Genomic DNA, 24,006 nt, shown 5'->3' on the forward strand with positions numbered 1-24,006 from the left:
AACGCGATAATCGTCTGCTATAGTAAAGGAAAAAAGGACGATCCGATGATCGCCCTAGCCAAAAAATACAAGCCTCAATACACATCCCCGCGGTTGCCGATTGCCTCAATATAGATGATTCGTTCATCATGATCGATGCGAAACAAAACACGATATGTTCCGACCCGCAGACGATATAATCCATCCTGCCCCTTCAACTTCTTTATATCCCCCTGCGGCGGGATCGCAAGCAGACCTTGCACCCCAGAGGCCAACCGTTCTTGAACCTCTTTTTCTTGCCTAGCGATAAATTTGACTGCGGCCCTACGGTAAATCAACTTGTAGCCCGAATTCACGCTTGGCTTCTCCCCCAGTGATATATCCTTCATCGCTTTGCAGCTGCTGGCGCTCTTCTTCCGTCAACGCTTCTTCTTCATCTGTTTCGTCAATCCGCTCCCATACCATTCGTTCCTTTCTGGACCGATCAAGCAAGTACATCAAAAAATCGTACGCGGTTTGATGATCCGTTTCATCCAACCGGTCAATCAGTTCGTAAAGCAATTGTTTGCGCACAGCCAAAGCCATCGCCCTCCTTTTGCCTTTCGTTACCTTCAGCATACCACCGGGGTGCAGATGCGTCAAAATCAGAAAAATGATTTTTGAAACGAAAAAGGACGATCGGATGATCGCCCTTTACTTCAACTTCGCGCGCAAATACGCGTCGATGAACACATCGATTTCCCCATCCATGACCGCCTGCACGTTGCCGACCTCGACGTTCGTCCGATGGTCTTTGACAAGCGAATACGGATGGAAGACGTACGAACGGATTTGGCTGCCCCAGCCGATTTCTTTTTGCTCGCCGCGCAGCTCAGCAAGTTCCGCTTGCTGCTCCTCGAGTTTCTTTTGATACAACTTCGCTTTTAACATGTTCATCGCTTTTTCACGGTTTTTAATTTGCGACCGCTCCGACTGGCACGTCACAACGATCCCTGTCGGCACGTGGGTGATGCGCACCGCCGAGTCGGTCGTGTTGACGTGCTGCCCGCCCGCGCCGCTCGAACGGTACGTGTCGATTTTCAACTCTTCCGGCCGGATTTCGATCTCAATGTTATCGTCCATCTCCGGCACGACTTCGCACGAGACGAACGACGTATGGCGGCGGCCCGAGGCGTCAAACGGGGAGATGCGCACGAGCCGGTGCACCCCTTTTTCCGCCTTTAAGTAGCCGTACGCGTTATGCCCTTTAATGAGGAGCGTCACGCTTTTCACCCCGGCTTCCTCGCCCGGAAGGTAATCAAGCGTCTCGACTTTAAACCCTTTCTTCTCCGCCCAGCGCGTGTACATGCGCAACAGCATCGACGCCCAGTCTTGCGACTCCGTGCCGCCCGCGCCCGGGTGGAGCTCTAAAATCGCGTTATTTTTATCGTACGGCTCGTTGAGCAGCAGCTGCAGCTCAAACTCGCTAAAGTCTTTCGTCAATTGTTTCGCTTCCGCGACAAGCTCATTTTGCAGCTCGTCATCCGGTTCTTCTTTGAGCAACTCATACGTCACTTCCAAGTTTTCAAACCGCTCTTGCAATGATTCAAATTGGCCGACAAGATCTTTGAGCACATTCGCTTCGGAAATGACCGCCTGTGCCGCCTTTTGGTCATCCCAAAAGTTGGACGCCGCCATTTGCTCCTCTAATTCACGAATGCGCGCCTGCTTCGCATCGAGGTCAAAGAGACCCCCTGATTTCCGCTAATCGCTTAGCCATTTTCTCGAGCTCTTGCTTAATTTCCACCAAATCGATCATGTTGCCTCACCTCATCATGAATATAGTATGCAGTTGGCCGTTGTCTGCCATTCAAAAGGGAGGCATCGCCCCCCTCATTATTTATAAACGGTTAGACCGCTCTTCCGCAACAATGTTTATATTTTTTCCCGCTGCCGCACGGACACGGATCGTTGCGGCCGACGCGCACCGCCCGGCGCACCGGTTTTCGCTTCGGCTCTTCACCGTCTTCTTTCGGATGCACGGCCTCGCCTTTCGCCACTTCTTGGCGTTCGAGGTTTTGATGGATTTCCGCTTTCATGATATACGTCGCGACTTCCTCCTCGATCGCGGCAACCATGTTTTCAAACATCGTATATCCTTCCATTTGATATTCGCGCAGCGGGTCGACCTGCCCGTACGCGCGCAAATGGATGCCTTGGCGGAGCTGTTCCATCGCATCAATATGGTTCATCCATTTCATGTCAACAGCACGCAAGACGACGACGCGCTCAAATTCGCGCATTTGTTCCGGCGGAATTTGCGTTTCTTTCTCATCATAGCGCGCCTTCACTTTTTCCCAAATGAGTTCGATCATCTCTTCCGGTTCTTTGCCGCGCAAATCGCCCTCGGTCACATCACCGTCCGGAAGCAGATGGGCGTTCACATAATCGACGAGCCCTTTTATATTCCACTCCTCCGGCAAATCCTCTTTCGGCGTGTAGGCGTGAACGGCGCGCTCAATGACCGAGCGGATCATGTTTTCGATGATGCCGCGCAAATTGTCGGCATCGAGCACTTCAAAGCGCTGGCGGTAAATGATTTCCCGCTGTTCGCGCAACACATCGTCATATTGAAGCAGCTGTTTGCGGGCATCAAAGTTGTTCCCTTCGACCCGTTTTTGCGCCGACTCGACCGCCCTTGTGACCATCTTGCTTTGGATCGGCTGCGAATCATCCATCCCGAGCCGATCCATCATCGCCATCAAACTTTCTGAACCGAAGCGGCGCATCAGTTCGTCCTCAAGCGACAAGTAAAACTGCGACACTCCAGGGTCGCCTTGGCGCCCCGAGCGGCCGCGCAGCTGGTTGTCAATGCGCCGGCTTTCATGCCGCTCGGTGCCGATGACGGCCAGTCCGCCAAGCTCTTTGACTCCTTCACCGAGCTTAATGTCCGTCCCGCGCCCGGCCATGTTCGTCGCGATCGTCACCGCGCCTTTTTGCCCGGCCTCGGCGATGATTTCCGCCTCTTTCGCATGGTTTTTGGCGTTTAAGACGTTGTGTGGGATGCCGCGTTTTTTCAACAGCTGCGACAACAGCTCTGACGTCTCAATCGCCACCGTGCCGACGAGCACCGGCTGCCCTTTCGCATGACGGGCGGCGATATCCTCCACGACCGCGCGGAACTTCCCTTCCATCGTCCGGTAAATCAAATCCGGGCGGTCCTCCCGGATCACAGGGCGGTTCGTCGGAATGACGACGACGCGCATGTTGTAAATGTTGCGGAATTCTTCCTCTTCCGTTTTCGCCGTCCCCGTCATCCCCGCGAGTTTTTCATACATGCGGAAATAGTTTTGGAACGTAATCGTCGCGAGCGTCATCGACTCGTTTTGAATCTCGAGCCCTTCCTTCGCCTCGATCGCCTGATGGAGCCCGTCGCTGTAGCGGCGGCCGTGCATCAAGCGCCCGGTAAACGGATCGACGATGATCACTTTGCCGTCTTGCACGACGTAATCCACATCGCGCTGCATCGTCACATGCGCCCGCAGCGCCAGTTGAATATGGTGGTTGAGCGTCACGTGCTTCAAATCGAACAAGTTGTCGATGCCAAACGCCCGCTCCGCCTTGTTCATCCCTTCTTCCGTGAGCTGGACGCCTTTCGATTTTTCATCGTACGTATAATCGACATCTTTGCGCAGCGTGCGGACAAACGCGTTCGCCTGCACATATAGCTTCGTCGACTTTTGCGCCGTCCCGGAAATAATGAGCGGCGTCCGCGCCTCGTCAATCAAAATCGAGTCCACTTCGTCGATAACGGCAAAATACAATGGCCGCTGCACCATATGTTCTTTATACAGCACCATGTTGTCGCGCAAATAGTCGAACCCAAACTCGTTGTTCGTCCCGTACGTAATGTCGGCGTTGTACGCCGCCTGCTTCTCTTCGCGCGACATACCGCTTAAGTTCAAGCCGACGGTCAAGCCTAAAAATTGATACAGTTGGCCCATCTCTGTCGCGTCGCGCGTCGCCAAATATTCGTTGACCGTCACAACGTGCACGCCGCGCCCTGTCAAAGCGTTCAAGTAGACGGGCATCGTCGCCGTCAACGTTTTCCCTTCCCCGGTTTTCATCTCGGCGATGTCGCCCTCATGCAAGACGACGCCGCCCATAATTTGCACTTTATATGGGTACAAACCGAGAACGCGCTTCGCCCCTTCACGGACGACGGCAAACGCTTCAACAAGCAAGTCGTCGAGCGATTCACCTTGTTGGTAGCGGGCCTTGAATTCCTCGGTCTTTTGCCGCAACTGGTCATCCGTCAACCGCGCCATCTCCGGCCCGAGCGCATCGACTTGATCGGCGATTTTCTCAAGCTTGGCCAGCTGGCGCTTGTTCGGGTCAAATACTTTTTTTAAAACTCCAAGCATAGGAAACGCTCCTTATTTTTCATGGACTCACTTATTCATCATATCATTTCCAGGGATCAGTGACAACTGTTGCACAGGTTGAGAGAGGGGCATGTCCAAGAGAGGGGATCACGCCTTGGACTGAAGCTGCTCGATCGCCGCTTCCGCATGATGAAGACGCCGGTTAAGCGCATAAATTTCAAAACGTTTCTCATCTACTTTTTCATGAATTGTGCGAAGCAATATTTGCACATCATCCACAAGCTGCGTTTCGACTCGATGAAGCGTCTCTTTCACTTCCTCCAGTTCAGTTTCCACACCATTCAACCGCATTTCCACACCGTCCAACCGGGTCTCCACACCATTCAACCGCGTTTCCACACCGTCCAACCGGGTCTCCACACCATTCAACCGCGTTTCCACACGGTCTAACCGCTCTTTCACCGCGCTCATTTCCTGTTCGAGGCCGACGAGGCGTCCGTTCATCTCCGTCAAACGGCCATCCATCTGCTCAAACCGTTGGCGAGTTTCTTCTTGGAACACCAAAAATCCTTTTTCCATGTTGTCCAACTTGGACAAGATTTGACGCAACAATTCCTCCATCGCTCTCCCCCATTTTGATTTTTCTCATGCATATTATAACATCCCCTGCCAAGAAAAGCAGGGGATGCGTTTTGCCAACAACGGATTCAGTTCGCCTCAATCAGTCCGTATTTTCCGTCTTTGCGGCGGTAAACAATGTTTGTCCGATTCGTTTCCGCATTCGTAAAAATGAAGAAATTGTGCCCCAACAAGTTCATCTGCAAAATCGCCTCTTCGCTGTCCATCGGCTTCAAGCTGAAGTGCTTCGTGCGCACGATTTCAAACTCATCTTCACCGTCCGCCGCAGCGCCGTTCGGCACAGGGGCGGCCAGCTTCACCTCTTTTTCGCGATCGCGCAGCTTGCGGTTCACTTTCGTTTTATGTTTGCGGATTTGCCGCTCCAATTTATCGGTTACTAAATCGATCGCCGCATACATATCGTCATGGCGCTCTTCAGCGCGCAACAGCAGATGCGGAATCGGAATGGTCACCTCGATTTTCCCTTGCCCGTCGTTGTAGACTTTTAAGTTCACGTGCACGTGCACGTCATCAGTGCCATCAAAGTAGCGTTCCAATTTGCCGATTTTTTTCTCCACATACTCGCGCAAAGCTGGAGTTACTTCGATGTTTTCCCCGCGAATGTTATACATCATCGCTGACCACTCCTTGTTTTAAAACTGTACTTCCTACATTTCTTTATTACCCGCCCAAACCCTGCTTCAATCAAAAATCTTTTTGAAGATTTTGTGAAAAACATGAAAAAATATGGTAATATAGGCATAGGTGTTTTTTCTTATGATTCAGCCATCCGGGGTGTGTGAACGAATGAGAAAAGTCCATATTTCCCATGTGAAAAGCGGCGACGTGCTCGCCGTCGATTTATTTGCCGCCAACGGCGGCGTGCTTTTGTCGCGCGGCGTGCGGCTGACGGGCGGGTACATCCGCTCCCTCGAACAAAAAGGGATTCAATACATTTATATCGATGACAGGCAAACATATGACATCCGCCCGCTCCCGCTCATCAGCCCGACCGTGCGCCAGCAGGCGGTGAAAAAAGTGTACGAGACAATGACGGCCTTGATCGAGCAAAAAAAGCTGCTCAGCCGCGCCTCCTCGCTCGATTTAGGAAAAGAGTACGAAAAAGTGTTCAAAGACATTTTGGACTACTTATTGAAGCAAGAAAACTTGCTCATCAACTTGTCGGATTTGGTCATCTCAAACGGTTACTTTTTCCATCACTCGGTCAACGTCGCCACCATCGCCGGCGTCATCGGCATCGCCAAAAGGTATCGCCCCGATCAGCTGCTTGACCTCGGCATCGGCGCGCTGCTGTTTGACATCGGCATGACGCAGCTGCCGGACGGCCTTTGGCGGAAAAAAGGGGCATTGACGGAAGAGGAAAAGGAAATCGTCCGCCGTCATACGTATCTCGGTTTCGAACTGTTGCGGCGCCAGCGCAACATTTCGCTCTTTTCCGCCCACTGCGCCTTGCAGCACCACGAGCGGTGCGACGGAAGCGGCTACCCGCGCGCCTTATCGGGCAAGGAAATTCACGAATACGCCCGCATCGTCGCCATCGCCGACGTCTTTGACGCCTTGACGTCAGCGCGCTACCACCGGAAGCAATACTCGCCGCACGAAGCGGCCGAGTACTTATCCGCCGCCGGCGACATTTTGGACTACGAACTCATCAAACTGTTTCTTTCCCATATCGCCATCTACCCGGTGGCGACAACCGTCTTGCTTAACACTGGCGAGATCGCCGTCGTCTCCGAAGTGTTCCCAGGCTTCCCGCTCCGCCCCGTCGTCCGCGTCATCAAAAACCCGGCGGGCGAAGAGCTGAAAAGCCCGTATGAGATCGACTTGCGCGACAAAATGAACATCACGATCGTGAAGGCCGTATAAGCGGTCTCACAGGTAATCTCATCAAAAAAAGAACAGCACGCCGCTGTTCTTTTCTCTTTTCCGCTCGTCCGCATCGACAGCGCCGGAGCCGTTCCCCGCTGCTCACTGCACAACATAGCGCCGCAACCGGCTCTCGACCGCCATCCTCCACGCCTGAAACGAAGGCGACAACCGCCCGCAAATGATCCGCTCTTTCGCCGCCGTATCGCCGAACTGTCCGTCAAGCGCTTCCGCCGCCTCAAGCACATCGGCAAACCGCTCAAGATGGCTAACCAAATCGCTCTCCTCGGCGAACAATCGGCATAAATACACGTTCGTCTCGTTGATTTTTCCAAGCGCCAACAAAATATCCCGAAGCAGCACATCCGCATGCATCCGCCGCGGATCGGAAAAACTTGCCTCTACATAATCGAGCCCTTCCTCGACCGTCTCCAGCAGCGAAGCATACTGGCGGATGACCGCCAGCGCGTCGCTCGTCAATTCCGCCATCTTCATCCCACCTATCGCCGTTTATCATAAAACATCCCATCCAACGAAAGCGGCTGCTCGTACGGATGGACATAGCGGGCGTTCGCCCGCCGCTTCGCCCCCGCCATCCGCAAATCGCGGCGAATCTCATCTTGCACCGCCTTCAGCCGCTCCGCAATGTCCCGATTCCACGCAACGATGTCGCGCCCAAGCGCCCGTTCCTCCTCGCTGTACGGCGGCCGCAGCGCGCCAAGCAGCTTCTCGCGCCGCCTCAACAACTCCTCAACCGCCTTCAGCCGCTCCTCGCGCTCTTCGGGAGACCACGGCGCCGTCACCGTCTCAAGCAGCTCGTTCGTGACAAGCCAAACGTCGCGCACAACGCCCATTACGCCTGTCCGCCTTCCGCGTACTGGCGCTGCCGATGAAGCTGAATCACTTGTTTCCACGCATCGCGAAACTCGGTGACATACCCTTCCACCTCATCCAAAATCGCCACATCGTTTTTCACATTCGCCTCGACTAGACGGCGGTAGATGTAGTCGTACATCGTCATCATCGATTTCGCGACCTCATACTCCATATTGAGCGTCACCATCAGCTCTTGAATGATCTTTTGCGCCTTAATCAAATTTTCATTGCGCGCCGCTATATCGCCCGTTTCCATCGCCTGACGCGCAAACTTGATAAACTTCAAGCAGCCGTTATACAACATCAATGTCAACTCGCCAGGGGACGCGGTCTGCACCGCGTTCGCCTGGTAATGTTGATACGGATTGTTCGTCGCCACGTTCAGTCACTCCTTTTCCATATTGTTCATCCCAACGCAAGCCATCCGCTCATTCAGCGCAACGGGCCGCGTCGGCCCCGATCACCGCTTACAGCGCCGAACGTCTTTCATTCATCAACGTTCGTGAACGGGGCCACCTCTTCCCCACGTTCACCGTAGCGGCTATTCCAGACTTCATCCACCGCCCCGTCACCCTTGCATGCCGCCAAAAAAGGCGTTCATCAAATACATGCTTTGCTGGTTGGCGCGCTGAATCGCCTCTTCCATCGCCGTAAATTGCCGCCAATAGCGGTCTTCGATTTGTTTCAAGCGGTCCTCAAACCGGTCGATTTGCTCGTCAATATCGCTCAAATCGCGCCCGATCGCAAACTGCTGGTTCGTCCAAATCGTCTTTCCCGCCTTTTGCTCGATCTTCCCAATCGTCGCTTTGATCGTATCGCGCAGGCGGCGGGCGATCCCTTTTTCCGCATCGGTCGTGCCGTCTCGGTTGAACAGCTGATAGACGGCATCCGGATTCTCTTGAATTTTCTCCCGTAGCTTCGTCTCATCAATGATCAGCTTCCCGCCGTCAAGGTAATTGGACGACGTCGTAATCCCGATTTGCGCCAGCTGCGAAAACCCGCTCGCGACATTCGCCCCCTCCACCTTCGTATACAAGTTCATCCGCATTTGGCTGAGGGCGCTCGACAACATCGAATCGCCGCGAAGCATCCCGCTCCGCGCCTTTTCTTCCCACAGCTCAATTTGTTTCTCCGTCATCGCCTCTTTCTGTTCGTCCGTCAGCGGCGGATAGTCGCGATAGCGCTCCTCTTTCAGCTCGGCGTTGATTTTGGCGATTGTGTCGTTGTATTTGTCGACAAACCCTTTAATGGCGTTAAACATCGCATCCGTATCGGTCGCTACCGACACCGTCGCCGTTCCTTGCCCGTTGACCGTATACGTCACGCCGTTGATCGTAAACGTGTTCGACGAGCGGGTTGTCGCCAATCCATTGATCGTCACAACGGCGTCCTTCCCCGCCGTTTTTCCAGTCAGCTCTCCGCCTGACACCGCGCCGGTGAACCCGAGCTTTTGGGCAAAAAAGCCAGCGGTCGCCGGATCGGCGAGTACAAGGCTTGCCTGGGCCCCCGTCTCTTTTTTCATAATCGAAATGCGCCCGGTTTGCTCGTCGTAAAAGGCGCTGACGCCAAGGTCTGCGTTGCTGTTGAGCTGGGCGATCAGGCCGTCCAGCGTCGTCCCCTGCTTGACAGTTATTGACGCCTGCTTCGTCGTCCCATCCCCGTTCGTCACGTTGATCGTCAGCGTGACATCGGCGTCTACCGAGAAACTCGACTTATCCACCCTTGTCGTGGCATCGGACAGCCAAACAGCCGATGTCGCCACTTGGTCGACTTGAATCGTCGTCGCCACGTTCGCCGCGCTCGAGCCCGCCGTCGCCGTGACGACCGATTCGTTGGAACTCGAAACGGTTTTTTTGAGCATGCTGCTTTGGAGCGTGATGTTACTGAACAAATAATCGTCAAGCCCCTGAAGCAGCGTATTCATCGCCCGATAATCATCGCGCTGCCACTCAAGCAGCTGCTTTTTCTGCTTCAATTTATCAAGCGGCATCCGCTCCGCTTTCATCAAATCGCTGACGATTTGGTCAATATCCATCCCGCTCGCCAAACCGCCAATGCGCATATTGCCTGCCAATTCCTCTCACCACCATTAAATTTTTCGATCGACCAAAAGCCCGACAAACTCCATCATCGCCGCATACATATCGAGCAGCTTCTTCGGCGGAATTTCCCGGATCACTTCCTGCGTTTTTTCATCCACCACTTGCACGTAATATTCATGCAGCTCTTTATGCAGCTCAAACCGGATTGATGTATGGCTCGGCTGCACGAGCTCATTCAAGCCGTTGACCACTTTCTCCACAGCTTCTTCCGAAAGCGGTTGAAAAAGGGAAGAAGCAGAACCCCCCACCTCTTGAGGCTGCACTGCCGCGCGTTCGACGGTTGCATGCACCTGCTCGCTTCGCGTCGGTTCATAGGAAGGAAAAGAAGAAGACACCCGTTCAATCGTCATACGATCCCGCTCCTTTGGTTTGGACGCTTTCTATGGTTTATATCGGATGAAACGTAGGGAGTGTGAAGGGGGAAAGGGGAATTTCATTTAGGCGAAAGGTGACTAGGGAGTGGTGTATAATCTCGAAGCAACTAAAATCGCTATTCTGAAAATACCCGAACGCCAAAATGTGCAAGGTTGTAGAATTCAACATAGAGGCATTTTCATCCTTCTGATGGTGACAAAATTTTTTGTCATGGGAGTCTATATAGAAAGGTTCCCTAAACATATAAGAATATATTATAATAAAACCAGAACAAACGTTCCCAAAAGAAAGGAGAAACGGTCATGGACGACTTATCCAAATTAACCCCTGTACAACAAAACGTTCTAATTGCTAGCATTATCGGAGACGGAGAAATTACAAAGCTTTATAAAAAGAGCCGACGGAAAAACCATAGTTACCGGGAACATTTCGGCATGGAACAGGCTGAGTATCGAAAATGGAAGATTTCATTTTTCGACAATCTTTTGTACATCACTCCCCGAAGTCAATGTGTTCGATCATCGTCTCTTCCGCTATTTACAAGGCTATATCCATACTTTTACCATGATGATGGTTCTAAACATATCCCGATTCCTTTATTGACGTATTGCACGTTGCCTCATTTCCTTGCTGTTTTATATATGGATGATGGCTCGCTCTGTATTTCTCCTAATATCAATAAACGCAAAAAAGTAATTTACCTGACACCTCATATTTACCTTTATCTACAGAATTATCCTCGCGAAGAATTAAAAAAGTTGCAACAACACATTCTTTCTCATTTCGGTGTCACCTTCCGTTTAAGTAAACATCCAAATGGACAAGGCTGCATTTTACGAACAACCTCTGTGAGGGATACGTTTCATTTTCTTAATATAATCTCCTCAGCAATCTCAACTTGCCCGTCTATGTATTACAAAACCAACTGGAACGAGCGACTCAAAATAGAAAAGGAAAAATGGCAAAAGATATTCCCAGATTTCGAATTGCGGACGAGCAGCCACGAACGTTCAAAGCGATACTCTAAGAAGGAGATTCAACAACTAAAGGACATGAAGCAAAAAGGCGCGACGATTCAAGAAATTGCTGATACCTTGCACCGAAGTTATTGGTCTATCGTGTATAAATGGCGTGAAATACAAAAAGAGTGACAACAAACAAGAGACCCTAGGCCACCCTAAGGTCTCTTGTCTTATGATTAACGAAGCAATTGCAATACCCCTTGCGGTTGTTGGTTGGCTTGCCATGCCTCAACGTCTTTCGACCGTTGTGCAGACTACCTCTTCACCCTCAGCTTGACCTGTTAGGGGCTGGGCGCTTCGGTTCGGCATCGGCCTCCCCTACGGGCTTCATCACCATAGCACTCGCCTTAGGTGGTATGCCCTAGTCGTTGAACCTTCTCCACCCTTTCGGGACAGGAGCTTGGCTGCTGATTGCCCAATCCTTTGGCTTTTTCCGCCGTCACGTCTGCCGTTTCCAGCTCCGTTGTGGCGCCAAAGGCTCTTAGGGTTTCCCAGCAATTCACCCAGTCATCCTCTTAGCCGTTTCCAGCTAAGACGCCCGCCAAACCAGCCTACCGAAGCAGCTGCAACACCGCTTGCGGCAGTTGGTTTGATTGAGCCAACATCGCTTGCGCCGCTTGCGCCAAGATGTTGTTTTTCGTGAATTCCATCATTTCTTTGGCCATCGTGCCACCCGCCCTTTCGGTGCGGGACAAGACTACATCTTCACCCTCAGCTTCACCTGGTAGGGGCCGGGCGCTTCGGATGAACGAGGACGATGGAGATCCCCTTCACCCTACGGACTTCATCGCCATAGCATGTGCCGTAGGCGGTATGCCCTAGTCGTTGAACCTTCTCCACCCTTTCGGGACAGGAGCTTGGCTGCTGATTGCCCAATCCGTTGGCTTTTTCCGCCGTCACGTCTGCCGTTTCCAGCTCCGTTGTGGCGCCAACGGCTCTCAGGGTTTCCCAGCAGTTCACCCGGTGATGATCCTAGCCGTTTCCAGCCAGGACGACTGTGCCTGTCGCCGCTATGCGGCTAAGGCATAATCGACGTCGCGGATGCGGGATTCGGAAGCGGTCAGATTCTCCGCTGATGTACCCAAGTTGTTGATTGTGTGCTCTAAACGATTCTGAATAGCACCCAACTTAGAACGTTCAGCTGAAACCCTTATAATGGCATCATTGACTGTTGTAATAGCCTCGTTTGCATTCTCCTGAGTGGTAACGTCAATATTGTTAACACCTAGAGCTGCAGAGGACATATTGGATATTGCAAGCTTCGTATTTTGATTCTGATTGGCCCCAATCTGAAAACTCAATGCGTCTGTTTCAACGGTTATCTGTGTATCATCACTAGAGGAGGAATTGGTGAGAGTGTCATTAAATGTTAGATTAAATCCCCCTACTGAAACCTCTCCTGTTTTGTTATCAGTAATTGTTGTACTTTGGACTAGAGCACCTGACGAATCTTTAACGGTAAAAGTTGCATCCGCTTCTATTGTAATGCTAGTATCTCCTGCCTGCACCGTTGTACCCTGGTTCCATGTCAACGTGAAATTCCCAACATTAACATTGGCACTAGTAGAAGAGGTATCGATTGATTGATTCACGGCCGATCCTACTTCATTGCCGTTAGAATCCTTAATAACAATATCCCAGTTTGATCCGTTTTGAGTCAGGGTTACAGTATAATCTCCAACTTTAGCACCGTTAGAACTAAACGAAGTTAGATTCGTCTCATTTTGTGTAGTAGAAACTGTTTGAGTTATACTAACAGATGACACATTAACTGTATAATTACCAGCAGCAATGTTATCGTCTATAATTGTTGCTGAAAGAATATTCGCCGTATTCCCCGATGAAGAAAGTGTTGCCTTATTAGAAATGGATCCATCTAATAATTTCTTCGTATTAAACTCAGTATCACTGGCTATGCGGTTAATTTCAGATTTTAACTGATCAATTTCTTTTTGAATTTCGTTACGATCATCTGCCGTATTAGTATCGTTAGCAGCCTGCACCGCCAATTCCCGCATCCGTTGCAAAATCGAGTGCGTTTCGTTCAACGCCCCCTCTGCCGTCTGGATCAACGAAATGGCATCCTGCGCATTCCGGCTTGCTTGCTCCAACCCGCGAATTTGCCCTCTCATTTTTTCCGAGATGGCGAGACCTGCTGCGTCATCGCCCGCACGGTTGATGCGAAGGCCGGATGACAGTTTTTCCATGTTTTTCGCTGCGGCGCCTTGGCCAATCGTCAGTTGCCGATACGTATTCAACGCCGCGATGTTGTGGTTGATTCTCATGCTCTCTTCCTCCTTGAACTGATTTGTTCCACGTCCTTGTGGAAGCGGTCGGCATGGGGCGAAAGTCGGCCGCCTTTCGCCAGATGCCGCGCTCATTTTTTATATCGGCGCGTTTGTTAGAAATTTAATAGGGAAAATGAAAATTTTTTGTCGATGAGGGACGAAAAAAGCGCCGCTTGGGCGCTTATCGGTTGTTCCATTGTTTTAGCTTGGCGGTCAGTTCGGCGAGCGACGTTTCCGACGCTTGGGAGGCGGCGTTGTTTTCCGCTTGGATGGCGAGGTACACTTCTTTGCGGTGGATGTCGATCGATTTGGGCGCGTTGATGCCCAGCTTCACTTGGTCGCCTTGGATGGCGAGGACGGTGATTTCGATGTCATCGCCGATTTGGATCGCTTCTTTGAGTTTGCGCGTTAAGACAAGCATAAGCCGCCTCCTTTACGTCGCCACTTTTTCCGGGAAGAGGCGATGTTTCGTTTTGTACGGGGTGTTTGTTAAAATCACCTGCTTGCCGATTCGTTTTCGGGCGTTGATGACCACAGGCGCCTGCAAGTTCGCGGTCGTGTTGTCAAACGGGTCAGCGACCGTCAAGATGGCGTATAAGGCGACGTCGCGCTCGCTTTCGATGCCGAGCTGCTCAAGCGTTGCCTCGTCCAACTCGATTTCGTACGCGGGAAAGTACGAAAACGGTTCGATCAAAACAAACCCAAGCGCAGGGGTGTCGACCGACTGCAAGATGACAAACGGCGTGTCGGCGAGCGGGAGAAGGACGAATCGCTTCTCGTCCACAAATCCAGGCAGACCGCGGGGGAAGCGGATGATGTGCTGTTCATCGATGTTCAGTTCACCATGATATTTTGTCCGTACGTTCATGTTTTCACACCTTTTCAAATCAACATGTCAAAATGGACACCGACAAAGCGCAAATGGGCAAAGTCGATGTCAAGCGACGGGCGCTGGGCGAGGCGGATCGTCACCTCGCCCGGCGTGTAGCGAATGACGGGCGGGTGCGGGCGGGCGCGAATGACCGGCTGGCGCGGTTCGATGCGGATGTCGACGTGCGCCGGCGTATACGACGTTTTCACGCTGAACGGGGACGGCACCCAGCCGATGTTGAATTCGTACATCGGCGTTTCGCTGTTTTCTTTCGCTTGTTCGGCGATCGGGTTGCCGCCGTCCTCAATGCGCATGAGTTCGTCGCCTTGGCGGGAGACGCGGGCCAGTCCGTCCAGCCAATCGCGGTATCCTTGTTCAGCGAACTTTTCGATGCGGCGGAAAATATGTTCTAAGTTCATATCTTCCCACGCTTTTGTCTGGTCGATCGTCAGCTTGGACGGCGTTGTGCGGATCGTCAGCTTGGCTCGAGACTGCTCGATTTCCAGTTCAGCGGGCGGCTGTTGGATTTCCAGTTTCGCCGGAACGGTTTCGATGGCGATGTTCGCCATCGTTGACTGCAGGCGGATTTGCGGCAGCTGCATCGTCATCTCCCCCTTATCCGCTCAGCGCAAAAAGTCGAGCAGCGTCGGCTGGATGATGCGGGCGCCGACGCCGAGGGCGGCGCGGTGCACGCTTTCTTGTGTTTTTAAATCGGTGATGACCCGTTCGAGATCGGCGTCTTCGTTGTTAGATAAAATTTGCTGGGCGATCACTTCCTGTTCATCGACGCGCGCCTCCATCAGTTCAAGGCGGTTGCTTCGCGCGCCAAGTTCGGCCCGCTCGGCCAAAACGTTGTCGATGTGCTTGTCCATATACGATAAATACTTGTTCAGCTCTTCGCCGCTCTTGCCCGCCTCCAAGTCATTCACGAGCGCTTCTAAATCGCTGAACAGCCCTTCTCCCGGATTCCCGCTGTACGTGAAGAGGCGCGTCGGGTTGACGTTGACCGGGAGTTGAATGCCTTTTAACAGCTCGATTTTCACTTGTTCTCTGTTTGTCGACACTTTGTTCACCGGGTCGTTCAAGTTGACCGGCGGGTTGAGGGTATCCGTGCCGTTGAAAATGTATTTGCCGGCAATCTGCGTGTTGGCGATGGACACTAAATGGCTTTTCAGCTCATTGATCTCTTTCGCGATATGCCCGCGCTGCGATTGTTCGTACGTATCGTTGCTGGCCTGGACGACAAGCTCGCGGATGCGCTGGAGCACTTGCGTCGCTTCGTTGAGCGCCGAGTCGGACGCATCGATCCAGTTATGGGCTTCGGAGAAATTGCGTTTAAACTGTTCGACTTCGGTTAAGTTCGTCCGATACGCCATTCCTTTGATGGCCACAACCGGGTCGTCAGACGGTCGGGTGATTTTTTTGCCGGTCGACAGTTGGTCCTGAATTTTGCCGAGCCGTTCATAGCTTTGGCTCAAGTTGCGCAGCATGTTTTGCGTCAACATCGATTGCGTGACGCGCATCGTCATTCACCTACCTTCCGACAATTCCCATGCCGTTAATGATTTTATCGAGCATTTCGTCGATCGTCGTAATCGTGCGCGCTGCCGCGTTGTAGGCGTGCTGAAACCGGATCATGTTCGTCATTTCCTCATCGAGCGACACTCCGCTGACGGACTGCCGACGTTCTTCGACGGACTGGCGGAGCACTTCGGAGTTGTCGACGAGGCGGTTCGCCTGTTGGGCATCGACGGCCAGCTGGCCGATCATGCTTTCGTAATACGCCTGCAAGGTGCCGGCTTTGACTGGATACGGGGCCGACCGGGCAGAGTCTTGCAGGTCGGCGAAATTGCTGTTTTTGACGTTGGCGAGGCGAATGGCGTTCAAGCCGTTCCCTGGTTCGTCCGGCGCCGATGAAGCAGCGATGTTGTTTAAATCGTCGATATCGGATGACAGTTGGATCGCCTTCGCCGCCCCGTCCACTTGCGTCAAATCGGTGAAAAACAGCTTTCCCTTGTTGCTCGGGCTGAGCGTATATCCTTCTTGGTGCACTACGTTGAACCGTTCGGCGAACGAATACGCGAGCGCATCGAGTTTTTTCAACATATCGGGATAAATGCCCTTGACACCGCTTCCGTCATCATATCCGTACGCCTCGATCAACCCTTTCAACTTGCCGGAGGCGACAAACGAGATGGGGGAGCCTCCGAGCGAAAGTCCGGTGAGTAGGCCGGTCGGCGTCTCCGGGGCGGAGCTGGCGCTTGGGGATACGGACAGCGTCTTGTATCCTTGGTTGCCGTCGACCAGCAGCTGACGCTGGCCGTTGCCGTCAAGAATGTAGACATCGTACACTCCCGCCGCCGTTTTCAGCGCATTGCCGCCGCTTGGCTTCGGCTCGACTTCGATTTTGACGAGCGCGGACAGTTCATCGAGCAGGCGGTCACGTTCATCGTACAAATCGTTCGGCAAGTAGCCGTGCGGCTCGACTTCGGCGATTTGTTGGTTGATTTTGTACAGCTGTTCGGCAATCGAGTTGATCGATTTGACCGTCACGTGAATTTCATTGGCGAGATCGTTTTGAATCGAGGTTAACGAATCGGCCAAATAATGAAACGTCTCGACCACCGCCAGCCCACGCTGGCGGACGACCGAGCGGGCCCCTGTGTTTTCCGGATTCGCACTTAAATCTTGGAGCGCCTGCCAAAACTGGTCCATCGTCTTGGATAAGCCGCTGTCAGACGGCTCGTTCATAATATCTTCCATCTTTTTTAACGCATCGGCCCGGGCTTGCCAATAACCGAGCTTGTTGTTTTCCCCGCGGTATTGCCAGTCAAAAAACTGGTCGCGCACCCGCTCAATCGAGCCCGCCTCGACCCCCGTCCCCATTTGCCCGGAAATTTGCGGGCGGTTGAGGGATGCTGGCGGGTACGGCTCGCTCTGGACAAAGTTGACGCGCTGGCGCGAATAGCCAGGCGTGTTGGCGTTGGCGATGTTATGGCCGGTCGTGTACAGCGCCATTTGCTGCATGGCCATGCCGCGCTTGGCGACTTCCAGCCCGTGAAATGTCGATCCCATCGTGCCCCTCCTTTTCCGCATCCATAATGGACCGTTGAGCTTGCCGGTCCTGTTTGAAAATGCGCCGCTTCGTTCAGACGGCTGTCAACCTTTGACGTATGCCGCTATGCTTTCGAATCAAACAGCGAACGGGCACGCTCGTACGGGGCGGCGTGCTGGTTTGGCGCCGCATAGTTCACGTTCGGCGGCTGCGGCATCCATTGGTCGAGCATGAACGTCACCCATTGCAGCGACTGGCGGATGAGCTGTCCGTTCAGTTCGTTGACCGTCTGCAGCTCGCGGATGACGGCAAGCAACTCGCCTGCCAGCCGTTCGACGACGTTTCGCTCCTCCCCCATTTTCGGCAGGCAATCGGCCAATGTCAGCGGCTGCCCATCGCCAGACCATGCGACAACGAGCTGGGCCCGCTCGCGCTCGAGCTGCTGGATGGCGGCGATAGCGGCTTGTTCGACTTGAATCAGCTGCATTAAACGGTCCGTATCCCCCCGTTTTAATACGTCCGTTTTTTGCCGCGCCGTTTGAAGCAAATGTCGGTGCAGCGCCAAGTGCCGCTCAAGCAGCGCCGCCAACTGCCGCGCCGGGGTTGGCTGCTGGTCATGGCCCTGCTTCGGATTCATCGGCCATCGCCCTTGTAAAACTGGTATAGTTTTTCCGCAATGGCGCGCGCATCGATCTCATACGTCCCGCTGTCAAGTTGTGCTTTCAATCGGCGCACTTTCTCTTCTCGCTCGGCGGCCCAAGTCGGGCGTTGCTGCAGCTCTTTGGCGGCCTCGGAAATCTCGACGCGATCCCGCCGTCCCGTTTGCCCTGTTTTTCCTGGCGCGATCCCCGAAGATTGACGGTACGGATGAACGCCAAGCGAAAACCAATGATCGATTCTCAATGCGATTCCCCCTATCTCATTCCGCACGTTATCGTCTTACTACTATTATCGGCCAATCCGTCCATTTGTTTAGCGGCCATTTCGCTCTTTGTCAGCGTAATACGTGCGAAACGACTCGTTTTGCTTCCGCTTCTCTTCTTTTTTCACCGCTTCCAGCTGCCCTTGCAAGTCTTTGGAACAGTCGGAGCACATTCTGCCTTCACGGATCAGCTTGCCGCAGCGATCGCACGGATAGCCTAAATTCGGCAGCTGCGCCAACGTTAGACGGCCGCTTTTGATGAATTTGACGAGCAGCGCCTCAGGCACCCCTGTCGCTTCGACAATTTGCTCCATCGTCGCCAGCCGGTTTTCCCGGCGCCGCAAAAACTGGGCTACGATTTGAAATTGCCGCTCTTCCTCTTCATAACAAGACGGGCAAATATCGCGAAACGGCGTGCGGACGAACAGACGGCCGCAAGCCGGGCAATTCTCCAAGTTCATCATTCTCCCCTCCCATGTCCCATTACGTATACAAATTGACAATCAATCCTTGAATTTCCCCCAGCGCCTGCAGCAAATCCACCCGTGGCCGTTCGTGCTCGAGCACCGCATTCGTGACGTCCAACAGTTTTTGGTCGATCGTTTTGACGATATGGTAGACGCGGGAACGGCCGCTCCAATGGAACCCATATTGCTCCGTCAGTTTCAAGCCGTGGTTCACCGCTTCATCGAGCAATTGCCTGACGAGCTGTTTATACCGCCGCAAATCGTCAACCGTCCGCGACTCAGCCAGCTTTTTCCCTTGCCGTTCGATGTCATCCGCCAGCTGTCTCAGCCGCTCATGGCGCAGCTTTTCCTGCTCCCGGGCGGCCAGCTCAGCGAACGATACGGATGGCGACAAAGGCGGCGCCGCTTTTTTGCCGCTTGAAACAGGTGGGCTGTTGGCAATTTTATTAATCTCCATTTTTTTCTCTCCTACTATCTTGTTCGTCAAGTTTCTGAATCCATTTTAAAACTTCCCCGATCACCGCGTAAAGCTGCGGCGGGACGCGCGGCACGGGGTCGGCCAGCTGCCTCAGCAGCTCTCGGTCGCGAGGCAGCGGAACACCCGCCCGCTTTGCCTTGTCGGCCACCTCATCAGCGAGCTGCCGCGGCTGTCGGCTAAGATGTTGCTCATACGATGTGAAAGCAGAGGCATAACGGTGTCCATTCATATCGTCCACTCCCACTGGCTCGTTTCGTTTTCCGTCTTCACTTTGTTTTCCTCGCGCTCTCGGTCTTGGGTGCTCATCGGTCGGAAGGTGAGGCGTTGCACTCGGTAGCCGATCTGCTCCAAATGGTCTTTGACGGCCGCCGCAGCTGACTGTAGCGCCGAAGCCAGCCATTCGCTCTCCGTCTCGACCGCCACGGACAGCTGGCGCTCGACCGCCTGCAAAGAGATGCCGACTTTGCCTTGGCTTGTGTCCAGCAAAAAGTATAGACGGCAGTTTTGCCAATCGAGGCGGCCCCCATCGTTGCGGGCATTGACGTGCACCTGCACGGTCGCCGTCCCCCCATGAAGCGGGAGCGGCCATTGGTACAGCACCGTTTGACTGTGACGGTCCGTCGTAAACTTGCTTAACAGCTGCTGGCCGGTCAGATTCATGAGCAGCCGTTCCGCCTGCGCGGGAGCGGTCCCTTCCTCAACCCATGACAGCAAGACCGCCTTGACATTGCCGTCTGGTTGAATTTTCTCCCCGCTTAGGAAGGCGCGAGCGGTTTCTTGTTCATGGAAAAAGCCGAGGCGGCGCAGCGATTCAAAGACGCCTCGCGCCGATAAGGCGTCGTCGCGGGCCGCTTGGGCCACCTGCTTGAACAGGCGCGACAGCTGCTCGGACGGCTCGTTGCCCCGTTGTCCTTCCGATTCCATGAAATACCGCCTGACTTTTTGATCGGACGGCTGAAAGCGAAGCGTCTCCAACAACGCTTTCACTTCCCGCGCTGTCTTGGCAGCTTCGTCCATCTTTCCTTCCGCAAGGCTGCGTTTCGCTTCCGCCAACTTCGCTCCTGCCTCAAGCAGCTTCGTTTCCGTTTTCATGTCGGTGAACAACAGCCAGTCCCCATGCAACAGCGCGCGGTCAAGCGAGTGAATGAGCGACTCCACGAGCGGTTTAGCCTGCTCGGCCGCGCGGCGGGACGCGGCATGCGCCAATTGGTCGAGCCCGCGGACAACATCGCGCTGCCAAAGGCGAAAATCGTGCGCCAATTGCGCCATTTTTTCCGTCACGACCGTGACGGCCAACGTCCGCGCTTCCAGTGTTGGAAAAACCGGCGCCGATGCGGCCGCGTACGCATGAACACCTTCGGGCCGCTCCTCCTGCCCGCGGGCAGGCGGGGCGGCTGGGTCATGAATTTCTTCCGATTCCGCTTTCGCCCACAGCGGCGCCATCAAGTCCCCGAGCGGCGGGCCATGAAGCGCTTCGTGCGCCAGGCGCAAATGCGTCTCCGTCACCTCAAGCGGTTTCGCCGCCAAAGCGGCGACCGTTTCTTGTTTTTGTTTGGCCGAGCCGCCTTCCGTCTCCCAAAAACGACGGACGGCTTCTTTCTCCTTCTCGGTCAAATGAATGCCGAGCATCGACAGCCATCGGTCCATTTGGTCAGCCAACGAAGAAGCAGGCGAAAGCCGATCCACGAGCGGCAACGGCACCGCTTGCGCCACCCACGCCCCGCCTTGTGGCTCCACGAGCCGCACCATAAACGAACGGTCGCTCGGGACGCCGTCCGGAAAGCGGACACGGACATCGTGCCGACCGATGGTGACGATGGCCTCCTGGCCGTTCACTTTGTCTTTTATCACCGCCATCTGCACGCTCCCCGGCTGTAAAGGCGCAGCCGATGCGGGAGACTCATTGGTTAGCCAATCGTTGTCAATGCGCATCATCGTTCTTCCTCGCTCGTTCATTTCCTTACTGTTTATATCGGCACATCCCCCAGAATGTTTACACCCTTCACGCCCGTACGAGCGTCAGCGCCCCGACTTCCGCCGCCCCCGCTTCAAGCAAGACGCGGGCGGCGTGGCGGACGGTGATGCCGGTCGTGTAAATGTCATCGATGAGGACGATTCGTTTCCCTGCCAGCGGCGGGCAGTCAACGAGGAAAAACGGGTTGTCGGTGTCCAGCCGTTCGCGGCGCGATTTTTTCGACTGCTTCTCGGAATGCCGGCGGGCCAGCCAAAGGAAATACGGGGATGGAAGCAGGCGGGCGAGCGCTTCGGCTTGGTTGAAGCCGCGCTCATCGAGGCGCTCGCGGCTTAACGGGATCGGGACGACGTGCCAGCCGCGGCCGAACTGGCGGAAAAACACCTGGACAAACGGACGGCGGAACGCCTCGGCGATGACATAATCGCCGCGGAATTTCCATAAGGCGACGACGTCTTTCATCCAGTCGTTGTACACGTACACCGAGCGGTTTTTGACAAGCACCTTGCCCCATTGTTCATCGTCCTGCCAGCGGAGGCAGTCGGCACACAAGGATGGCGACGCCTCGTCAAGCGGACGGCCGCACGTTTCGCAAACGCGGCCGCGAATGACGGCGAACGACCCGCGGCAGCGCGGGCAGAGGACGTCTGGATCTTCAAGGAAGAGAAGCTGGCGCCAGCTTGCGATCGGGTAGTACGGGGAATGGCAAAGAAGGCAGTTCATGGGCGCAGCAGCCCCCTTTTTCGCGCCTCGTCGTTCATGCGGAGGATGTGGCGGCGCGCCCGCACCATCTCGGTCGTTTTCCCATGGTGGAAAAAGCGGACATCGCCGCCAGGGAACGCGGCGTGGCGACCGACGCGGCCGGCGATTTGCACGAGGGCGCTTTCGGTGAAAATGCGGTCTTCGGCGCCAAGGACGGCGACATCGATGTTCGGCACCGTCACGCCGCGCTCAAGGATCGTCGTGGTGACGAGCAGCGGAACGCCCCCATCGCGAAACGCCTGCACATGGTCGGCGCGGTCGGGGGACTCGGCGTGAACGCCGACGATGCGGGAATCGACCCGCTGCAAAAGGCGGGTGACGGCTTCGAGTTCATCGATATGAGGGACGAACAAAAACGCTTGTTTTCCTTGTTCCAAACGATGGCGGACCCAGGCGAGGACGTTTTCCGGCAAACGGCCGCGCTCTAACCGCTTACGCCAGTTGCCGCACCATTCGAACGCGGGGACGGGAAGCGGACGGCCGTGGTAGCGGGCGGGGATGGTGACCGCCTGGCGCTTGCCACGGGCCATGTCGCGCTGCCAGGCGCGGGATGGGGTGGCAGTTAACGAAATGAGGCTGGATCGGTCTTTTCGCGCTTGCCGGACGGCGTATTCGAGCATCGGCTCGACCGAATACGGGAAGGCGTCGACTTCATCGACGATCATGACGTCAAACGCGCGGTAGGCGCGCAGCAGCTGGTGAGTCGTCGACAGAACGAGCGGGGCGATCCGCCCGCGCTCGTCGCTTCCACCATGCCACACGGCGAGCGGAACGCGCGGGAACGACCGTTGAAAACGCGGGGCGAGCTCACAGACGACATCAGTCCGCGGCGTGGCGAGGCAAACGCGTCCTCCTTCCTCGAGCGCGGCGGCGATGGCGGGAAACAAGATCTCGGTTTTCCCCGCCCCGCATACAGCCCAAACGATCAGCTCGCTTCGGTCAAGCACCGCCTGGCGGACTGCACAGGCGGCCTCTTCTTGAGCGGCGGACAGTTTCCCGTCCCAGGCGAGCGGCGCGGTGCATCGTTCTTGTGGAAGCGGTGAAGAAACGTGAACAAGGCGGGTGCACGCGCTGATGCGCCCCATCACCAAACATTTGCGGCAATAAGCGCAATCCACTCCGCAGCGGGCGCACGGAAATGAGGCGAAAAGGCGGGGATCGTCGTTTCCGCAGCGGACGCAGCGCCAGCCGCGCGCTGTTTTGATCAGCCCGGGCTGTTCGCAAATCACCCCCGCCTGTATAGCGGCGTCGATTGCGTCGGCGGAAAACGGCAGTTGTTCGCGCGGGAGGCGCTGGCCGTTGAGCCATGCGGCTAGCGGCGGAGCAACAGATGGCAGAAGAATGGGCAATGGGCTTCCCTCCTTTTGAAATTTCTACAAACGCCTAGTCGGGGCGAAAAGAATGGAATAGTGGCTCCGTCGTTGTGTTCTGTCACGAGAGAAGGAAGGAGTCAAGATTCCGGACTTGGGAAAAGGGCGTGTTGGGCCGACTCTTCATGAAATCGTCAGTTCTCTAAACCCTTTGGCAAAAATCGAGAAGGCGGATGATGTGGTGAAAAAGCCGCAAAAAATGGTTTCTTCTCAAATTGGAAGACGTCGCTCCTTTGGCCACCGAAAGGCGGGAGAAAAGAGCGGCACCCGAATTGGCAACATTGAGCGGGGACAAAACAGCCGACTTGACGATGTTTCGCTCACTAGACAAGTTCGGATCGTCCGGTTTTCGCTTTCATCCCCATCCGTTCAAGGGAATGAAGGCGGCGACATCCGACACCGCTGAACGTGCAAGCGCGCCATTGCGCCAATCTCGAACGTGTTTCGACACCATTCCCGGGGAAATAGCGACAACTTTTCCGAGTAAGGAAAACGGTTCGACACGTTCCGCCAGCATCACATCTCCGATCGAGTCCGTAGGCGTAAAGGCGGCGAAAGACAACGATCGAACTTGGCAGCGGCAGGCGGTGATTGGGGA

The 24,006-nt window shown here is 54.5% G+C and carries 28 protein-coding genes; 2 read left to right on the forward strand and 26 right to left on the reverse strand.

What is annotated here, in order from left to right; genetic code table 11:
* Positions 1-74: 74 nt before the first annotated feature.
* The 6 genes from M493_RS15055 to hpf all read right to left on the reverse strand — a co-directional run bounded on the left by M493_RS15055 (position 75) and on the right by hpf (position 5,596).
* Positions 75-335 (reverse strand): type II toxin-antitoxin system RelE family toxin, encoded by a 261-nt coding sequence (locus M493_RS15055; protein ID WP_023817745.1) that lies wholly within the window; start codon positions 333-335, stop codon positions 75-77.
* A complete protein-coding gene (locus tag M493_RS15060) occupies positions 304-564 on the reverse strand; it encodes a hypothetical protein (protein ID WP_011232575.1) in 261 nt (86 codons plus the stop codon). The genes M493_RS15055 and M493_RS15060 overlap by 32 nt, the downstream gene beginning before the upstream one ends.
* 108 nt (positions 565-672) lie before the next feature.
* Positions 673-1,774, reverse strand: a protein-coding gene (prfB, locus tag M493_RS15065) for a peptide chain release factor 2 (protein ID WP_235183474.1) whose coding sequence is annotated in 2 segments (ribosomal slippage) — positions 673-1,701 and positions 1,703-1,774 — 1,101 coding nt in all. Because the reading frame shifts where the segments join, the coding sequence is not laid out codon by codon here.
* 94 nt (positions 1,775-1,868) lie between these two features.
* Positions 1,869-4,382, reverse strand: a complete 2,514-nt coding sequence (gene secA / locus M493_RS15070; RefSeq protein WP_020961242.1) for a preprotein translocase subunit SecA — start codon at positions 4,380-4,382, stop codon at positions 1,869-1,871.
* 108 nt (positions 4,383-4,490) lie between these two features.
* Entirely contained in the window at positions 4,491-4,964 is a 474-nt protein-coding gene (locus M493_RS15075) for a hypothetical protein (protein WP_020961243.1), read from the reverse strand.
* Positions 4,965-5,050: 86 nt separating this feature from the next.
* A complete protein-coding gene (gene hpf, locus M493_RS15080) occupies positions 5,051-5,596 on the reverse strand; it encodes a ribosome hibernation-promoting factor, HPF/YfiA family (protein ID WP_020961244.1) in 546 nt (181 codons plus the stop codon).
* A gap of 172 nt (positions 5,597-5,768) precedes the next feature.
* On the opposite strand from hpf, the gene M493_RS15085 reads away from it, so the two are divergent.
* On the forward strand, positions 5,769-6,848 hold the full coding sequence (locus M493_RS15085; RefSeq protein WP_020961245.1) for an HD-GYP domain-containing protein: 1,080 nt from the start codon (positions 5,769-5,771) through the stop codon (positions 6,846-6,848).
* A gap of 102 nt (positions 6,849-6,950) precedes the next feature.
* On the opposite strand, the gene M493_RS15090 is transcribed toward M493_RS15085, so the two are convergent.
* The 5 genes from M493_RS15090 to flaG form a co-directional block, all read right to left on the reverse strand.
* On the reverse strand, positions 6,951-7,337 hold the full coding sequence (locus M493_RS15090; protein ID WP_020961246.1) for a hypothetical protein: 387 nt from the start codon (positions 7,335-7,337) through the stop codon (positions 6,951-6,953).
* 11 nt (positions 7,338-7,348) lie between these two features.
* Complete coding sequence (locus M493_RS15095; RefSeq protein WP_020961247.1) at positions 7,349-7,702, reverse strand: flagellar protein FliT; 354 nt, start codon at positions 7,700-7,702, stop codon at positions 7,349-7,351.
* The gene (fliS, locus tag M493_RS15100) at positions 7,702-8,103 is read right to left on the reverse strand and encodes a flagellar export chaperone FliS (RefSeq protein ID WP_020961248.1); all 402 of its coding nucleotides are present in this window, start codon (positions 8,101-8,103) and stop codon (positions 7,702-7,704) included. Before fliS ends, M493_RS15095 begins: the two co-directional genes overlap by 1 nt.
* 189 nt (positions 8,104-8,292) lie before the next feature.
* Positions 8,293-9,798 carry a flagellar hook-associated protein 2 gene (locus M493_RS15105; protein WP_041267795.1) on the reverse strand — a complete coding sequence of 502 codons (1,506 nt, stop codon included), beginning with the start codon at positions 9,796-9,798 and terminating at the stop codon, positions 8,293-8,295.
* Between the two features lie 15 nt (positions 9,799-9,813).
* On the reverse strand, positions 9,814-10,176 hold the full coding sequence (gene flaG / locus M493_RS15110) for a flagellar protein FlaG (RefSeq protein ID WP_020961250.1): 363 nt from the start codon (positions 10,174-10,176) through the stop codon (positions 9,814-9,816).
* Between the two features lie 327 nt (positions 10,177-10,503).
* Between flaG and M493_RS15120 the strand changes: the two genes are divergently transcribed.
* The gene (locus tag M493_RS15120) at positions 10,504-11,352 is read left to right on the forward strand and encodes a DNA endonuclease (protein ID WP_013146425.1); all 849 of its coding nucleotides are present in this window, start codon (positions 10,504-10,506) and stop codon (positions 11,350-11,352) included.
* 422 nt (positions 11,353-11,774) lie between these two features.
* Here M493_RS15120 and M493_RS18885 read toward each other — a convergent pair whose 3' ends face one another.
* From M493_RS18885 to M493_RS15190, 15 genes are all read right to left on the reverse strand, one after another.
* The gene (locus tag M493_RS18885; RefSeq protein ID WP_014196766.1) at positions 11,775-11,888 is read right to left on the reverse strand and encodes a flagellin; all 114 of its coding nucleotides are present in this window, start codon (positions 11,886-11,888) and stop codon (positions 11,775-11,777) included.
* Positions 11,889-12,233: 345 nt separating this feature from the next.
* A complete protein-coding gene (locus tag M493_RS15125; RefSeq protein ID WP_020961252.1) occupies positions 12,234-13,508 on the reverse strand; it encodes a flagellin in 1,275 nt (424 codons plus the stop codon).
* Between the two features lie 184 nt (positions 13,509-13,692).
* The gene (gene csrA, locus M493_RS15130; protein ID WP_020961253.1) at positions 13,693-13,932 is read right to left on the reverse strand and encodes a carbon storage regulator CsrA; all 240 of its coding nucleotides are present in this window, start codon (positions 13,930-13,932) and stop codon (positions 13,693-13,695) included.
* Positions 13,933-13,944: 12 nt separating this feature from the next.
* Positions 13,945-14,379, reverse strand: coding sequence for a flagellar assembly protein FliW (fliW, locus tag M493_RS15135; RefSeq protein ID WP_020961254.1), 435 nt, complete (start codon positions 14,377-14,379; stop codon positions 13,945-13,947).
* Between the two features lie 14 nt (positions 14,380-14,393).
* Positions 14,394-14,984: a DUF6470 family protein gene (locus tag M493_RS15140; protein WP_020961255.1), complete on the reverse strand. Its 591-nt coding sequence runs from the start codon at positions 14,982-14,984 to the stop codon at positions 14,394-14,396.
* A 21-nt stretch (positions 14,985-15,005) separates the two neighbouring features.
* A complete protein-coding gene (gene flgL, locus M493_RS15145) occupies positions 15,006-15,905 on the reverse strand; it encodes a flagellar hook-associated protein FlgL (protein WP_041268008.1) in 900 nt (299 codons plus the stop codon).
* A gap of 10 nt (positions 15,906-15,915) precedes the next feature.
* On the reverse strand, positions 15,916-17,457 hold the full coding sequence (gene flgK, locus M493_RS15150; RefSeq protein WP_020961257.1) for a flagellar hook-associated protein FlgK: 1,542 nt from the start codon (positions 17,455-17,457) through the stop codon (positions 15,916-15,918).
* A 104-nt stretch (positions 17,458-17,561) separates the two neighbouring features.
* The gene (locus tag M493_RS15155) at positions 17,562-18,074 is read right to left on the reverse strand and encodes a flagellar protein FlgN (protein WP_020961258.1); all 513 of its coding nucleotides are present in this window, start codon (positions 18,072-18,074) and stop codon (positions 17,562-17,564) included.
* A complete protein-coding gene (gene flgM, locus M493_RS15160) occupies positions 18,071-18,340 on the reverse strand; it encodes a flagellar biosynthesis anti-sigma factor FlgM (protein ID WP_020961259.1) in 270 nt (89 codons plus the stop codon). The genes M493_RS15155 and flgM overlap by 4 nt, the downstream gene beginning before the upstream one ends.
* 69 nt (positions 18,341-18,409) lie before the next feature.
* Positions 18,410-18,820: a TIGR03826 family flagellar region protein gene (locus M493_RS15165; protein WP_020961260.1), complete on the reverse strand. Its 411-nt coding sequence runs from the start codon at positions 18,818-18,820 to the stop codon at positions 18,410-18,412.
* A gap of 22 nt (positions 18,821-18,842) precedes the next feature.
* Positions 18,843-19,283 carry a YaaR family protein gene (locus M493_RS15170; RefSeq protein WP_020961261.1) on the reverse strand — a complete coding sequence of 147 codons (441 nt, stop codon included), beginning with the start codon at positions 19,281-19,283 and terminating at the stop codon, positions 18,843-18,845.
* A complete protein-coding gene (locus M493_RS15175) occupies positions 19,273-19,533 on the reverse strand; it encodes a hypothetical protein (protein WP_020961262.1) in 261 nt (86 codons plus the stop codon). Before M493_RS15175 ends, M493_RS15170 begins: the two co-directional genes overlap by 11 nt.
* Complete coding sequence (locus M493_RS15180) at positions 19,530-21,236, reverse strand: hypothetical protein (RefSeq protein ID WP_235183438.1); 1,707 nt, start codon at positions 21,234-21,236, stop codon at positions 19,530-19,532. Before M493_RS15180 ends, M493_RS15175 begins: the two co-directional genes overlap by 4 nt.
* Positions 21,237-21,306: 70 nt before the next feature.
* Positions 21,307-21,999: a ComF family protein gene (locus tag M493_RS15185; RefSeq protein WP_020961264.1), complete on the reverse strand. Its 693-nt coding sequence runs from the start codon at positions 21,997-21,999 to the stop codon at positions 21,307-21,309.
* Entirely contained in the window at positions 21,996-23,387 is a 1,392-nt protein-coding gene (locus tag M493_RS15190; RefSeq protein ID WP_020961265.1) for a DEAD/DEAH box helicase, read from the reverse strand. The genes M493_RS15185 and M493_RS15190 overlap by 4 nt, the downstream gene beginning before the upstream one ends.
* Positions 23,388-24,006: the final 619 nt, after the last annotated feature.

The organism is Geobacillus genomosp. 3 (genome assembly GCF_000445995.2).
Lineage (GTDB): Bacteria > Bacillota > Bacilli > Bacillales > Anoxybacillaceae > Geobacillus.

Excerpts from the sequence above, each read along its gene's own strand:
- M493_RS15085 (WP_020961245.1), top strand. The coding sequence starts at position 5,769 with ATGAGAAAAGTCCATATTTCCCATGTGAAAAGCGGCGACGTGCTCGCC.
- hpf (WP_020961244.1), bottom strand. The coding sequence starts at position 5,596 with ATGATGTATAACATTCGCGGGGAAAACATCGAAGTAACTCCAGCTTTG.
- M493_RS15180 (WP_235183438.1), bottom strand. The coding sequence starts at position 21,236 with ATGCGCATTGACAACGATTGGCTAACCAATGAGTCTCCCGCATCGGCT.
- flgL (WP_041268008.1), bottom strand. The coding sequence starts at position 15,905 with ATGCGCGTCACGCAATCGATGTTGACGCAAAACATGCTGCGCAACTTG.
- M493_RS15095 (WP_020961247.1), bottom strand. The coding sequence starts at position 7,702 with ATGGGCGTTGTGCGCGACGTTTGGCTTGTCACGAACGAGCTGCTTGAG.
- M493_RS15175 (WP_020961262.1), bottom strand. The coding sequence starts at position 19,533 with ATGAATGGACACCGTTATGCCTCTGCTTTCACATCGTATGAGCAACAT.
- flgK (WP_020961257.1), bottom strand. The coding sequence starts at position 17,457 with ATGGGATCGACATTTCACGGGCTGGAAGTCGCCAAGCGCGGCATGGCC.
- flaG (WP_020961250.1), bottom strand. The coding sequence starts at position 10,176 with ATGACGATTGAACGGGTGTCTTCTTCTTTTCCTTCCTATGAACCGACG.
- M493_RS15170 (WP_020961261.1), bottom strand. The coding sequence starts at position 19,283 with ATGGAGATTAATAAAATTGCCAACAGCCCACCTGTTTCAAGCGGCAAA.
- M493_RS15075 (WP_020961243.1), bottom strand. The coding sequence starts at position 4,964 with ATGGAGGAATTGTTGCGTCAAATCTTGTCCAAGTTGGACAACATGGAA.
- M493_RS15140 (WP_020961255.1), bottom strand. The coding sequence starts at position 14,984 with ATGCAGCTGCCGCAAATCCGCCTGCAGTCAACGATGGCGAACATCGCC.
- M493_RS15155 (WP_020961258.1), bottom strand. The coding sequence starts at position 18,074 with ATGAATCCGAAGCAGGGCCATGACCAGCAGCCAACCCCGGCGCGGCAG.
- csrA (WP_020961253.1), bottom strand. The coding sequence starts at position 13,932 with ATGCTTGTCTTAACGCGCAAACTCAAAGAAGCGATCCAAATCGGCGAT.
- M493_RS15090 (WP_020961246.1), bottom strand. The coding sequence starts at position 7,337 with ATGGCGGAATTGACGAGCGACGCGCTGGCGGTCATCCGCCAGTATGCT.
- secA (WP_020961242.1), bottom strand. The coding sequence starts at position 4,382 with ATGCTTGGAGTTTTAAAAAAAGTATTTGACCCGAACAAGCGCCAGCTG.
- M493_RS15120 (WP_013146425.1), top strand. The coding sequence starts at position 10,504 with ATGGACGACTTATCCAAATTAACCCCTGTACAACAAAACGTTCTAATT.
- M493_RS18885 (WP_014196766.1), bottom strand. The coding sequence starts at position 11,888 with ATGGCCAAAGAAATGATGGAATTCACGAAAAACAACATCTTGGCGCAA.
- M493_RS15165 (WP_020961260.1), bottom strand. The coding sequence starts at position 18,820 with ATGAACTTGGAGAATTGCCCGGCTTGCGGCCGTCTGTTCGTCCGCACG.
- fliW (WP_020961254.1), bottom strand. The coding sequence starts at position 14,379 with ATGAACGTACGGACAAAATATCATGGTGAACTGAACATCGATGAACAG.
- M493_RS15185 (WP_020961264.1), bottom strand. The coding sequence starts at position 21,999 with ATGAACTGCCTTCTTTGCCATTCCCCGTACTACCCGATCGCAAGCTGG.
- M493_RS15060 (WP_011232575.1), bottom strand. The coding sequence starts at position 564 with ATGGCTTTGGCTGTGCGCAAACAATTGCTTTACGAACTGATTGACCGG.
- M493_RS15125 (WP_020961252.1), bottom strand. The coding sequence starts at position 13,508 with ATGAGAATCAACCACAACATCGCGGCGTTGAATACGTATCGGCAACTG.